Origin of the sequence: Klebsiella sp. GG_Kp146 (genome assembly GCF_040061975.1) — a bacterium.
Classification (GTDB): Bacteria; Pseudomonadota; Gammaproteobacteria; order Enterobacterales; family Enterobacteriaceae; genus Klebsiella; species Klebsiella quasipneumoniae.
The window spans coordinates 23,983-36,270 of the sequence record NZ_JBEAHA010000007.1 but is presented as its reverse complement, the minus strand read 5'-3'; the positions used below and the strand labels follow the sequence as shown (position 1 = coordinate 36,270).

Sequence of the window (12,288 nt, the reverse complement as noted above, 5' to 3'; positions counted from 1 at the left end):
GCCAGGGATAGTATATGTGCATATATGTCAGCTGATGGTGAGGAATTACAGATTTATAAAAACTCATGCTTGTACGAACAGACATATGAACGCAATCGAGAATTGAAAGCTATCTTATCAAAACAGAAAGTTGCAATGCCACATGAAAATAGAACCTCAAACTCCTTTTGGGATGAGTATGTGAAACAGCATTGTATATTTATGAAGGACAAATTTTCTGATAATGATTGTATAAAAAGAAATGAATTCCTTCATATTCATGAATGAGATTAGTTGTCACAATTGATATAAGCCATGGAGGTGCTGAGCACCGACCCGAACATGCCGGGATTTTTAGCCAACCCAGAGAATGTGGAGGGCGGTAAACGGTCCGTTCTGGTACCAAAGGGAAAATCCCTGTTTACCCGACAGGATAGCCGGTATTTACCCCGACATCGGCGAGGCTGGGCGCGCAATGCCAGCTCTCCCGGGGAGCAGCAACGCCCGTCGCGGATGAGTCACAAAAATGGTGGTATAAAGTCAGCGGCAGTGGCTGGTTACCACAAAATGATGTTGAGGAAGTTAACCAGTACGATTTAGAGAAACTTGGATTTCAGGCGCTGGAGGAAAGCAGCGGGGGCGATGTGATGAACAGCCCGTATGAGAGATGGATTTCCAGGCGTTTGGGGCGATAAGCCGAACAGCTGAACAGGGCGCGGGGTTTCAATACGGTCTGGTAGCACAGTTATATCGTGACCTGATGGCGGAGATGGACAGCAACCGCGACGGGAAAGTGACAGCAGAGGAAATCAGACAGGCGCTGGCAGTGCGGGATCCGCTGGTGAAAAAACGTAGTCAACCGGCTGGTAGTCAAACATCATAGCGAATGGTATGGGGCCGCTCGACAGGGCGCTGGGATGGGTTTTATAAGGATCTGGACTCTCTGGAAGTGAAATACTGTGAGAAATGGCAGGCTGATCTGGAGTTTATAAACAAAGCGCGTTATTTGACAAGAACGAGGCTGTGTAATCAGGAAGGAAAAACAGCTTGGTGCGTCTGAATGGACTCGAACCATCGACCCCCACCATGTCAAGGTGGTGCTCTAACCAACTGAGCTACAGACGCATTATGGTGCGTTTAATTGGACTCGAACCAACGACCCCCACCATGTCAAGGTGGTGCTCTAACCAACTGAGCTATAAACGCATAATGGTGCGTTCGATTGGACTCGAACCAACGACCCCCACCATGTCAAGGTGGTGCTCTAACCAACTGAGCTACGAACGCAATGTTGTGGTGACAACGGGGACGCATATTAGCGGCAGGCAGGGGATGTGGCAAGAGGTAAACGTCACTTTTCTTGTACATTGCTTGCGATTGCGGATCTTTTACCCATTCCGGCGATATTTTACTGAACCACAAGGATATTTCTTCGCCAGCAGGCGCCTCGCCTCTCTTTTCTCCGCGGGTCTCAACCTGCGCACAAAGGTTGCCGTTGTGTTAAATTATCGCCCACCAGAAGAGAGGAGTAATAACGAAGATGAAATCGATAGGTATTTTCTGCGGTTCTTCAGCTGGCGAACATCCGCTGTATCTCGACACTGCCCGACGGGTTGGCCACACGCTGGCGCAGCAGGGACTGGCTGTTGTCTATGGCGGCGGCAAAGTTGGCTTGATGGGGGCGGTTGCCGATGCGGCGCTCGAGGCTGGCGGCGTGGTGATTGGCGTGATGCCGCGCGGCCTGGTGGAACGGGAAATAGCCCATCGCGGGTTGACGGAGCTGCATGTGGTTGAGGATATGCACGAACGGAAAACCAAAATGGCGGCGCTGGCCGACGGCTTTATTGCTCTGCCGGGCGGAGCGGGGACGCTGGAAGAGATTTTCGAACAGTGGACCTGGGCGCAGCTGGGCATCCATGAAAAGCCGTGCGCATTTCTGAATATTAAAGGGTATTACGATCCGCTGCAGGCGATGGTCAATAACATGGTGCGGGAAGGGTTTATGCACCCGCGCTACGCGGAGATGCTGCCGTTTGCTGCCTCGGCAGAGGAGATTATCGCCGGTTTTCGCGACTATACGCCGCCGGCGCGTAAATGGGTTCAGCAGCCCGCTATTTAAACATCAAGCGAAGGGTAAACAGCGCGCAGACGATGAGCAGAACCAACAGCAATTCGAAGCGATAGCGTTGCAGCATGATGTCCTCCTGAAAAAAAACCGGCGCTATTCAGCGCCGGTTATCACCTTAACGCTCTGACCGTTATGCCGCCGGTTGTACCGCCGGTTTGGCTGCGTGGTGCGCCGCTTTGTGGTGCTTCTTCGCCGCCTGGGCTTTCTGCGCTACTGCCGGTTTCGCTGCGGCTTTATGGTGTTTCTTCGCTGCCTGGGCTTTCTGTTCGGCTGCCGGTTTCGCCGCCGCTTTATGGTGTTTCTTGTGATGAACGGTGGTGTGGCTGGCTGCGGCAGCCGGGGTGGTGGTCGCGGCATCGGCGGCGAAAGCAACAGATGACAGACCCATAGCAGCGGCAACAACCAGAGCTAATACTTTTTTCATGCTGAAATCCTCGAATTGGTTTCCTGAGTAACCCCACTGCGGGGCTGTTGGCCACACTATATGCATCTCCGGGGCGCTCATCAGTGAGTCTTTGGTGTCGGGGAGTAACGGAATGTACAACGCCGGAACAAAACTGAAGAAAGAAAAAGCCCGCCGGGGTGGCGGGCTTTGGCAGGATTAGCGCGCGGCGCGCTGTAAGATTGTGCTGGAGGGCTGGCGCTGCAGAAAACGCATCCGCAGCATCATCATAATGGCGGCGGAGGTCAGGCCGATGATAAATCCGCACCAGAAGCCGGCGGGCCCCATGCGGGGGACAATCACGTCGGTCAGCGCCAGCAGGTAGCCGCTGGGCAAACCCAGCACCCAGTACGCGGTAAAGGTGATAAAAAAGATAGACCGCGTATCTTTATAGCCACGCAGGATACCGCTGCCGATCACCTGAATGGAGTCGGAGATCTGGTAGACCGCCGCCAGCAGCATCAGATGCGAGGCCAGCATCACCACCTCAGGGTTATCGTTATACAGCAGGGCAATCTGCTTACGCATCAGCACGGTAAAGATAGCGGTAAACACCGCCAGACAGACGCCCACGCCCACACCCGTGCGGGCGGAAACCTGGGCATCGATCGTTGAGCCCTGGCCGAGGCGGAAGCCGACGCGAATGGTGACCGCGGCCGCCAGCGACAGCGGCAGAACGAACATCAGCGAGCTGAAGTTCAGCGCAATCTGGTGGCCGGCGACGTCAATGATCCCGAGCGGAGAGACCAGCAGCGCGACGACGGCAAACAGGGTCACTTCGAAGAACAGCGCCAGGGCGATGGGCAGCCCCAGCTGCACCAACCGCAGCAGAACGGCGAAATCGGGGCCGCTGAAGCCCTCGACGCAGCGGATATCGCGCATTGAACGCGCCCGGCGCACCCACCACAGCATGCTGGCGAACATCACCCAGTAAACGGAGGCCGTCGCCACGCCGCAGCCGACGCCGCCCAGCTCCGGCATGCCAAAATGGCCATAGATAAAGATGTAGTTCACCGGAATGTTGACCAGTAAACCGATAAAGCCCATGACCATCCCGGGCTTGGTTTTCGCCAGCCCTTCACACTGATTACGGGCAACCTGGAAGAACAGATAGCCCGGCGCCCCCCACAGCAGCGCGCGCAGATAGCCAACCGCCTTCTCCGCCAGCAGCGGATCGATGTTGTGCATGGAGCTGATGATATACCCGGCATTCCACAGCACGATCATGATCAACACCGAGACCAGCCCCGCCAGCCAGAAGCCCTGACGCACCTGCGGCGCGATACGCTCCCGCCGCCCGGAGCCATTGAGCTGCGCCACTACCGGGGTCAGCGCCAGCAGCAGCCCGTGGCCGAAGAGAATGGCCGGTAGCCAGATGGAGGTCCCGATGGCCACCGCGGCCATATCGGTGGCGCTGTAGCCGCCCGCCATCACGGTATCGACAAAACCCATCGCCGTCTGCGCCACTTGCGCAAGAATGACGGGTATAGCCAGAGCTAATAACTGACGCGCTTCAATGAAATACTTCTGCACGTGAACACCTTTGTATTGTTGTTTTTTTGAGACTAAAAAAGCCGCCGTAACTGGCAGCAAGGGGATAAAAATGAGGAAATTCCAGTCTATTGTAGCGAGGATTAGCCATTAAGCCAGTGAAAAAAGAGTCGAGGCACGAAGCGCGCTGGCAACCGCTCAGCCCTCCTGTTATTGTTCCCGATAGCGAAAACGGTAATGATACCGTCATGATTTTCAACAGGAGCCAAACATGTTTACTGGTATTGTTCAGGGAACCGCGAAAGTGGTCTCCATTGATGATAAACCCAATTTTCGCACCCACGTGGTGGAGCTGCCGGCGCATATGCTGGAGGGGCTCGAAACCGGGGCATCGGTAGCCAACAACGGCTGCTGCCTGACGGTGACCGACATCAACGGCGCGCGCATCAGCTTCGATCTGATGAAAGAGACGCTGCGGATTACCAACCTCGGCGATATTCAGGTCGGGGATGAAGTCAATGTCGAACGGGCGGCGAAATTCAGTGATGAAATCGGCGGGCATTTGATGTCCGGCCATATTATGACCACGGCGGAAATCGTGAAGATCCTCACTTCCGAAAATAACCGTCAGATCTGGTTTAAAGTACAGGATCCGACGCTGATGAAATATATCCTTTATAAAGGATTCATCGGTATCGATGGCATCAGCCTGACGGTAGGCGAGGTGACGGCAACCCGATTCTGCGTGCATCTTATTCCGGAGACGCTGCAGCGGACCACGCTGGGGGCGAAGAAGCTGGGCGACCGCGTCAATATCGAGATCGACCCGCAAACCCAGGCGGTTGTCGATACGGTTGAACGCGTGCTGGCGGCGAAAGAGGTCGCGGCTAAGGTCAGTGAAGCCTGACAAAAAATCCCCCGCCGGTGAGCGGGGGGTGTTTTTTAACGGGCGACGCGCAGTCCGTGTTCAATCCCGCGCGAGAACACCACCTGCCAGAGCTGAATGTCGCGGGCGCGGAAGGCGCCGGCGCAGGCGTTCAGGTAATAACTGAACATGCGTTTGAAACGCTCAGAATAGTTATCGGCAATTTCCGGCCAGCTGGCGAGGAAACGCTCATACCAGGCCATCAGGGTGGTGTCATAATCGGCGCCGAAGTTGTGCCAGTCTTCCATCACAAAGTGCTTCTCGCTGGCATCGGCGATCTGCCGTACCGACGGCAGGCAGCCGTTAGGGAAGATATATTTATTGATCCACGGGTCAACGTTATGGTCGGTGACTTTGGAACCGATGGTGTGCAGTAAGAAGCGGCCGTTGGGTTTCAAATTACGATCGGCGACCTCAAAGTAGGTGGCGTAATTTTTGGGACCCACGTGTTCGAACATGCCGACGGAGACGATGCGGTCGAAGCTGTCGTGCAGATCGCGATAATCCTGAAGACGAATATCCACGTCAAGGCCATCGCAGCGCGCCTGGGCCATCTTTTGCTGTTCGGCGGAGATGGTCACGCCGACAACGCTCACCTGGTAATTCCGCGCCATATATTCGGCAAGACCGCCCCAGCCGCAGCCGATATCCAGCACTCGCATGCCTGGCTCGAGCTCCAGCTTACGGCAGATGAGATCCAGCTTATCCTGCTGCGCGGCTTCGAGGGTCTGCGCCTCTTTCCAGTACCCGCAGGAATATTGCATGTAGGGATCAAGCATCCGGCTGAAAAGATCGTTGCCGAGGTCATAGTGCTCTTTGCCGACGATCCAGGCGCGTTTTTTACTTTGCAGGTTAAACAGGCGAGCGCCTGCGATGCGGAGTGTGTCTTTGAAATGGTGAGGGAGTTGTTTTTCCAGCCCGGCGCGGAGCACTTTATGGAAGAATATATCCAGACGCTCGCAGTCCCACCAGCCGTCCATATAGCTTTCGCCTAAACCCAGCGACCCCTCCTGCAATACGCGTTTAAAAAAAAGAGGGTTTTTAATCCGCAGGTCTGACGGCGCGGAGCCATTGATTTCAATTCCCGCACGGCCCAACAATTCAGCTGCAATCCGGTACCAGTCATCATTTGGTACACTTACTTCTTCTATACACGATGAACTCATAGCTTCTCCATCACGCCCAAGTGATCAGAACCTTAAAACAGCGTAGACGCTTTTTTGGCTTTGTGAGAAATCTCACGGATAATCCGTGAAGTCGCTATCCGACGTAGAACAGAGGAAGGGAGATAACCCTTGCCGAAAGGCCTTCCATGGTGAAACGGAGGCATCCTGCATCCGTTAATCTGTTAAATATTTTTTATTTATGTGAACCCGGATCCAGTATAGGACGCTAAGTACTGGCTTTCAATAAAAATATCTTAGCGTGCTAACCACTGGTCCGGGCTCTGGCGACGGGCGTCAGGCGTGGGAAGAGTGGGCCGCCAGCGCTGGCGTCTGCTGCAGGCGATAACCCACTCCGGCTAACAAAATAGAGACCAGCATCACGCTGGTGGTGGTCAGCAGCGGTGTGGCGATCAGCGTGGAGACTAGCAGGCTGGTCAGGAAGCACAGGCCAAGCTGGAGGGTGTTCTGCAGCGCCGCCGCGCGGCCGGTTGCCTGCGGGAAAGGCTTCAGCGCCTGAGCGACCACGATGGGGTAGATCCCGCCGTTGACCACCGCCATCAGGCAGAACGGGATCATCAACGCCACCAGCGAGGCATGCGTTTGCAGACCCACCAGCCAGGTGGCGGCGACGCTGACGGCGAAGACCACCAGCAGCCACGGGAGCATTTGTTGCCCGGACCATTTTTGCAGCAGCGCGCGACAGCCATAGCCGCCCACCAGAAAAGCGATGGTCTGCGGGATATAGCTCAGGCCGATGGCGGTCGGGCCGTAGCCCATCTCATGTAGGATAAACGGCGAACCGGTAAGCCAGGCGAAGAAGCTGGCGGAACAGGCGGCGTAGATCAGGACGTTGCCGCTGTACTCCCGGGAGCGCAGCAGCGCCAGAAAAGTGATTTTCTTTTCAGCCACTGTGGCCGACTTAGCGGCGGCCTTCAGGCGCAGGGCAGGCAGCATCAGCAGCAGAGTGATGGCAAACAAGGTGGCGAAGATGGCTTGCCACTCGAAGTGCACCAGCAGCCAGCTGCCCAGCAGCGGGGCCAGCGCAGGGGACAGTCCTACCAGCGGCATAATAGTGGCGAAGATGCGGTTGGTGCGCTGGGCGGGATAGTAATCGGTCACCATCGCCTGCCAGGTAACCGCCGCGGCGCAGACGCCAATCGCCTGCAGAAAACGCAGCGCCAGCATCAGCGTGGCGTTCTGCACCCACAGCATTCCCAGGCAGCCGACCGCGAAAATCGCCAGGCCGCTCAGCAGCACCGGTTTACGCCCGTAGCGGTCTGACAGCGGCCCCCAGAAGAGCTGGCCCAGCGCGAAGCCGGCGAGGAACAGGCTCAGGCTGGCACTAATGGATGCGGCGGAGGTGTCGAGATCCTGCTGCATGGCGGCAAATGCCGGCAGGTACATATCGGTGGCCAGAAAGCCCAGCACGCTCAGGCCGGCCAGCCAGACTAAAAATCCTTTCCCAGGTTGTGACATAACGTTCTCATTTTTGGAGTACAGGTACGATGCCGCAGAGTGTAGGGAGTGCATTGTGGCTTGTGAAACGCTAATATTTGTCACATGCATTCAAAAAATTTGCAGGCAGAAAATGTGGTCTGAATACTCTCTGGAAGTGGTTGATGCCGTCGCCCGTAACGGCAGCTTTAGCGCGGCGGCGCAGGAGCTTCATCGGGTGCCTTCCGCCGTCAGCTATACCGTGCGTCAGCTCGAAGAGTGGCTGGCCGTCCCGTTGTTTGAGCGCCGTCATCGTGATGTGGAGCTGACCCCTGCCGGGGTCTGGTTTTTACAGGAAGGGCGCTCTGTTATCAAAAAAATGCAGATCACCCGCCAGCAGTGCCAGCAAATCGCCAACGGCTGGCGCGGGCAGTTGTCGATCGCGGTGGACGATATCGTGAAACCCGCGCGGATGCGCCAGATGATTGTGGATTTCTATCGCCATTTTCCCGATGTCGAGCTGATCGTTTTTCAGGAAGTGTTCAATGGCGTATGGGATGCGCTGGCCGACGGCCGCGTGGAGCTGGCGATTGGCGCAACGCGCTCTATTCCGGTTGGGGGCCGCTATGCGTTCCGCGATATGGGGATGCTGAGCTGGGACTGCGTGGTGGCGAGCGATCACCCGCTGGCGAAGATGGCGGGGCCGCTGAGCGACGATGTCCTGCGCAACTGGCCGTCGCTGGTGCGGGAAGATACCTCGCGTTCGTTGCCCAAACGGACAACGTGGCTGCTGGATAACCAGAAGAGGGTGGTGGTCCCCGACTGGGAATCGTCGGCAACCTGTCTGTCGGCAGGGCTCTGCGTCGGCATGGTGCCAAGCCATTTCGCCCGGCCATGGGTGGATCGCGGCGAGTGGACCGCGCTGGCGCTGGAAAATCCGTTTCCGGATGCGGCCTGCTGTCTGACCTGGCAGCAGAATGATGCTTCGCCGGCGTTAAACTGGATGCTGGACTACCTGGGGGACAGCGACACGCTGAATCGGGAGTGGCTGCGGGCGCCGGAGTGATCCGCGCCCGCCAGTGCTTTAGCGACGATAGTCGACAAACGGGCCATCCGCCACTGAGCGGCGTTCGACCAGCCGAGGGTGCACTTCAATAGACTGCGACTCTTCGCGCTTGTTGACGATACGATCCAACAGCATATTGAACGCGGCTTCGCCCAGCGAATCTTTCGGCTGATGAATGGTGGTTAACGCCGGGCTGAAATAGCGGGCATTGCGCACATTATCATAACCGATCAGCGAAATGTCCTGCGGCACGCGCAGCCCCATTTCATCCGCGGCGCAGATAGCGCCCATCGCCATAATGTCGCCGCCGCAGAAGACCGCCGTTGGACGGTGTTGTTGGCTCAGGATCTGCTGCATGGCGCGGTAGCCGGACTCCGGCTCGAAGTCGCCCTGTACAATCCAGTTTTCCGGCACGCTGATATGCGCCTCTTTCATCGCCTGCATGAAGCCGGCCAGTCGCCCCGCGCCGGTGTTGCGCTCCAGCGGGCCCGGGATCACGCCGATTTCGCGGTGACCGCGTTCAATCAGGTAACGTCCGGCGATATACCCGCCCTGGAAGGCGTTATCGATTACCGCATCGGTAAAGTCAGCTTTTGCTTCGCCCCAGTCCATCACCACCATCGGAATATGGCGATACTCTTCCAGCATGCTCAGGACGGAGTCCGGGTATTCGGAACACATCACCAGCAGACCGTCGACGCGTTTTTGCGCCATCATCGACAGATAGGCCCGCTGTTTTTCCGGGTCGTTCCAGGCGTTGCCGAGAATCAGGGTATAGCCCTTCTGGAAGCAGCTCTTTTCAACGGACTCAATGATTTCAGCGAAATAGGCGGCTTCGCTACTGGTCGCCAGCAGGCCAATCGATTTTGTATGATTGACTTTCAGGCTGCGGGCCACGGCGCTCGGCGAGTAGTGCAGCTCTTTAATCGCCGCCCATACCGCATTGCGCGTCTCTTCGGCAACGAAACGGGTTTTGTTAATTACATGTGATACAGTTGTAGTGGAAACGTTTGCGCGCTTCGCTACATCTTTAATAGTTGCCATTACATCTCACTCCATGCCTTGACCTGATCGCCTGATCATCGATACGTAAACGTTTGCCTACACACACCCTGAATACAATTTTCAACATTGCATCACGTCGGGAAAACGACACAGAACGACAGGAAGGGGTCAATGGCCGATACGCTTTTAAATTAGCGTGGGATTTTGTCCGATCTTGGGGCAAAGTGGAAGAGCAAAAATGTGCATCGCCCTAAATCCCGGAAGATTTTTGCGATTTTTTGTGCAAAAATGAGCAAGCTCACTTTTGGTGTGGGGATAACAAGAGGGAAATATGATGGATACCAATTTAAAGTTTTCGCTGATCACCACGATTATTGCCCTCGGCGTGATCGTCGCATTCAGCCTGACCGCCATACTGCACTAATGTTCCGATGAGGGAGGAGCGCGGCCTCCTCCCCGTATCCCGCCATTATTATCAATTCTGCAAAAATCTTTTGTCATTTCGTTCACTTTTGTTTTTTTGTGATTGATGTCATGCTTTTGGCTTCTGATGTTACGCCGTCCTCCCTGACGGTCTGATGGAGTCATTGAATGAAAATCAACTTTCCTTTACTCGCGCTGGCGATCGGCGCCTTTGGCATCGGGACCACCGAGTTCTCCCCGATGGGATTGCTGCCGGTGATTGCCAAGGGCGTGGACGTCTCGATACCGGTAGCGGGAATGCTGATCAGTGCGTATGCCATCGGCGTCATGGTCGGCGCGCCGCTGATGACCCTGCTGCTGTCCCATCGCGCCCGACGCAACGCGCTGATTTTTCTGATGGGGATCTTCACCGTCGGCAACCTGCTGTCATCCATTGCGCCGGATTACACCACGCTGCTGCTGTCGCGCATTATTACCAGCCTCAACCACGGCGCCTTTTTTGGCCTGGGGTCGGTGGTGGCGGCCAGCGTGGTGCCCAAGCACAAGCAGGCCAGCGCGGTGGCCACCATGTTTATGGGCCTCACCATCGCTAATATCGGCGGCGTGCCTGCCGCGACCTGGCTTGGGGAAACCATCGGCTGGCGGATGTCCTTCCTCGCCACCGCGGGGTTAGGCCTGCTGGCGATGGTGAGCCTGTGGTTCTCCCTGCCGAAGGGCAGCGCGGGCGAACGGCCGGATGTCAAACAAGAGCTTTCGGTCCTGATACGGCCGCAGGTGCTTTCTGCCTTACTGACCACCGTGCTGGGCGCCGGGGCGATGTTTACGCTGTATACCTACATTTCGCCGGTACTGAATACGCTGACCCATGCTTCATCGCTGTTTATCACCGCGATGCTGGTGCTGATTGGAGTTGGTTTTTCGCTGGGCAACTATCTGGGCGGCAAATTCGCCGACCGGTCGGTCTCCCGCACGCTGAAAGGCTTTCTGCTGCTGCTGATGGCGATCATGCTGGCGATACCACTGCTGGCGCAATCCCAGGCGGGTGCGGCCATCAGTATGATCGTCTGGGGCGCAGCCACCTTTGCGGTAGTGCCGCCGCTGCAGATGCGAGTGATGCGCGTGGCGCATGAGGCGCCGGGTCTCTCTTCTTCGGTGAATATCGGGGCGTTCAACCTGGGCAACGCGCTGGGCGCCGCCGCCGGCGGGGCGGTGATCTCCGGCGGACTGGGATATGCGTTTGTGCCGGTGATGGGCGCGATTATTGCCGGTCTGGCGCTGCTGCTGGTCTGGTTTAGCGGACGAGCGCAGCCGGAGGAGGCCTTTGCCAGCCAGTCATAAACGGTGGGGAAGGGTGTAAAAAAAACCGCAGCAGGGGTCACTCTGCTGCGGTTTGTCGTTTATGCGGCCAGGTTAGCGGCAACAAACTTCCAGTTAACTAGCGCCCAGAAGTGGTCCAGATAGCTTGGACGGGCGTTGCGGTAGTCGATGTAGTAAGCATGTTCCCAGACGTCAACGGTCAGCAGCGGCTTCGCGTCGGTGGTCAGCGGGGTACCCGCGTTGCTGGTGGAGACGATAGCCAGGCTGCCGTCGGCATTTTTAACCAGCCAGGTCCAGCCAGCGCCAAAGTTTTTCGCCGCGGCGTCGGTAAATTTGGCCTTAAACTCTGCGAAGCTACCGAAGGATTTGGCAATCGCGGCCGCCAGCTCGCCTTCCGGTTCGCCGCCGGCGTTCGGTGCCAGGCAGTTCCAGTAGAAGGTGTGGTTCCAGACCTGCGCCGCGTTGTTGAAAACGCCGCCTTCAGAGGTGCGCACGATCTCTTCGAGCGATTGACCTTCGAACGCGGTGCCTTTGATCAGGTTGTTGAGGTTAGTGACATACGCCTGGTGGTGTTTACCGTAGTGGTATTCCAGGGTTTCTGCGGAAATGTGCGGCGCCAGGGCGTCTTTTGCATATGGTAATGCAGGTAATTCAAACGACATTGCTACTCTCCTTATAACTTTTTTGTTTTATCTCACATTGACAAGATGAGGTTTTCACCTGAATCGCGTTCTGACCGCCCGACGCTGTCGCGTCCCGGGCTTGTTATTGTATTGAGAATGTTAACATTTGCCGCAGGCAGTGAAAAGCCTTACAACGATAAAGGCTATTATCGCCGGCGCAACTGCCGAAGGCTTAACCGTTTTCTGCGTAGCGGCGCGTTAAGACGCCCGCAGATGTTGCAAAAATGTA

At 56.5% G+C, this 12,288-nt stretch carries 11 protein-coding genes and 3 tRNA genes; 5 read left to right on the top strand and 9 right to left on the bottom strand.

Annotated features, from left to right (window positions below; all coding sequences use genetic code 11):
• Positions 1–1,027: 1,027 nt before the first annotated feature.
• The 3 genes from ABLU95_RS08990 to ABLU95_RS08980 all read right to left on the bottom strand — a co-directional run bounded on the left by ABLU95_RS08990 (position 1,028) and on the right by ABLU95_RS08980 (position 1,266).
• A tRNA-Val gene (locus ABLU95_RS08990) sits at positions 1,028–1,104 on the bottom strand.
• A 4-nt stretch (positions 1,105–1,108) separates the two neighbouring features.
• Positions 1,109–1,185: transfer RNA gene (locus ABLU95_RS08985), tRNA-Val, on the bottom strand.
• Between the two features lie 4 nt (positions 1,186–1,189).
• A tRNA-Val gene (locus ABLU95_RS08980) sits at positions 1,190–1,266 on the bottom strand.
• Positions 1,267–1,519: 253 nt separating this feature from the next.
• Between ABLU95_RS08980 and ABLU95_RS08975 the strand changes: the two genes are divergently transcribed.
• On the top strand, positions 1,520–2,098 hold the full coding sequence (locus ABLU95_RS08975) for a TIGR00730 family Rossman fold protein (RefSeq protein WP_049013570.1): 579 nt from the start codon (positions 1,520–1,522) through the stop codon (positions 2,096–2,098).
• A 139-nt stretch (positions 2,099–2,237) separates the two neighbouring features.
• Here the strand turns inward: ABLU95_RS08975 and asr are convergent, their stop codons facing one another.
• Together asr and mdtK are read right to left on the bottom strand one after the other, a co-directional pair.
• On the bottom strand, positions 2,238–2,531 hold the full coding sequence (gene asr / locus ABLU95_RS08970; protein ID WP_064154508.1) for an acid resistance repetitive basic protein Asr: 294 nt from the start codon (positions 2,529–2,531) through the stop codon (positions 2,238–2,240).
• 177 nt (positions 2,532–2,708) lie between these two features.
• Positions 2,709–4,082 (bottom strand): MdtK family multidrug efflux MATE transporter, encoded by a 1,374-nt coding sequence (gene mdtK / locus ABLU95_RS08965; protein ID WP_049014242.1) that lies wholly within the window; start codon positions 4,080–4,082, stop codon positions 2,709–2,711.
• A 229-nt stretch (positions 4,083–4,311) separates the two neighbouring features.
• Between mdtK and ABLU95_RS08960 the strand changes: the two genes are divergently transcribed.
• Complete coding sequence (locus ABLU95_RS08960) at positions 4,312–4,947, top strand: riboflavin synthase (RefSeq protein ID WP_023289947.1); 636 nt, start codon at positions 4,312–4,314, stop codon at positions 4,945–4,947.
• Between the two features lie 35 nt (positions 4,948–4,982).
• Here the strand turns inward: ABLU95_RS08960 and cfa are convergent, their stop codons facing one another.
• Complete coding sequence (gene cfa, locus ABLU95_RS08955; RefSeq protein ID WP_023289946.1) at positions 4,983–6,131, bottom strand: cyclopropane fatty acyl phospholipid synthase; 1,149 nt, start codon at positions 6,129–6,131, stop codon at positions 4,983–4,985.
• A 294-nt stretch (positions 6,132–6,425) separates the two neighbouring features.
• Positions 6,426–7,607: a purine nucleoside transporter PunC gene (punC, locus tag ABLU95_RS08950; RefSeq protein WP_065881515.1), complete on the bottom strand. Its 1,182-nt coding sequence runs from the start codon at positions 7,605–7,607 to the stop codon at positions 6,426–6,428.
• Positions 7,608–7,719: 112 nt separating this feature from the next.
• Between punC and punR the strand changes: the two genes are divergently transcribed.
• Positions 7,720–8,631 carry a DNA-binding transcriptional activator PunR gene (gene punR, locus ABLU95_RS08945; RefSeq protein WP_004202889.1) on the top strand — a complete coding sequence of 304 codons (912 nt, stop codon included), beginning with the start codon at positions 7,720–7,722 and terminating at the stop codon, positions 8,629–8,631.
• Positions 8,632–8,649: 18 nt separating this feature from the next.
• Here the strand turns inward: punR and purR are convergent, their stop codons facing one another.
• The gene (gene purR / locus ABLU95_RS08940) at positions 8,650–9,675 is read right to left on the bottom strand and encodes an HTH-type transcriptional repressor PurR (RefSeq protein ID WP_004202888.1); all 1,026 of its coding nucleotides are present in this window, start codon (positions 9,673–9,675) and stop codon (positions 8,650–8,652) included.
• A 295-nt stretch (positions 9,676–9,970) separates the two neighbouring features.
• Between purR and ABLU95_RS08935 the strand changes: the two genes are divergently transcribed.
• The gene (locus ABLU95_RS08935; RefSeq protein WP_004152976.1) at positions 9,971–10,060 is read left to right on the top strand and encodes a YnhF family membrane protein; all 90 of its coding nucleotides are present in this window, start codon (positions 9,971–9,973) and stop codon (positions 10,058–10,060) included.
• Positions 10,061–10,227: 167 nt separating this feature from the next.
• On the top strand, positions 10,228–11,397 hold the full coding sequence (locus ABLU95_RS08930) for an MFS transporter (RefSeq protein WP_277475886.1): 1,170 nt from the start codon (positions 10,228–10,230) through the stop codon (positions 11,395–11,397).
• Between the two features lie 59 nt (positions 11,398–11,456).
• Here ABLU95_RS08930 and sodB read toward each other — a convergent pair whose 3' ends face one another.
• The gene (gene sodB, locus ABLU95_RS08925) at positions 11,457–12,038 is read right to left on the bottom strand and encodes a superoxide dismutase [Fe] (protein WP_023289943.1); all 582 of its coding nucleotides are present in this window, start codon (positions 12,036–12,038) and stop codon (positions 11,457–11,459) included.
• Between the last annotated feature and the right edge of the window lie 250 nt (positions 12,039–12,288).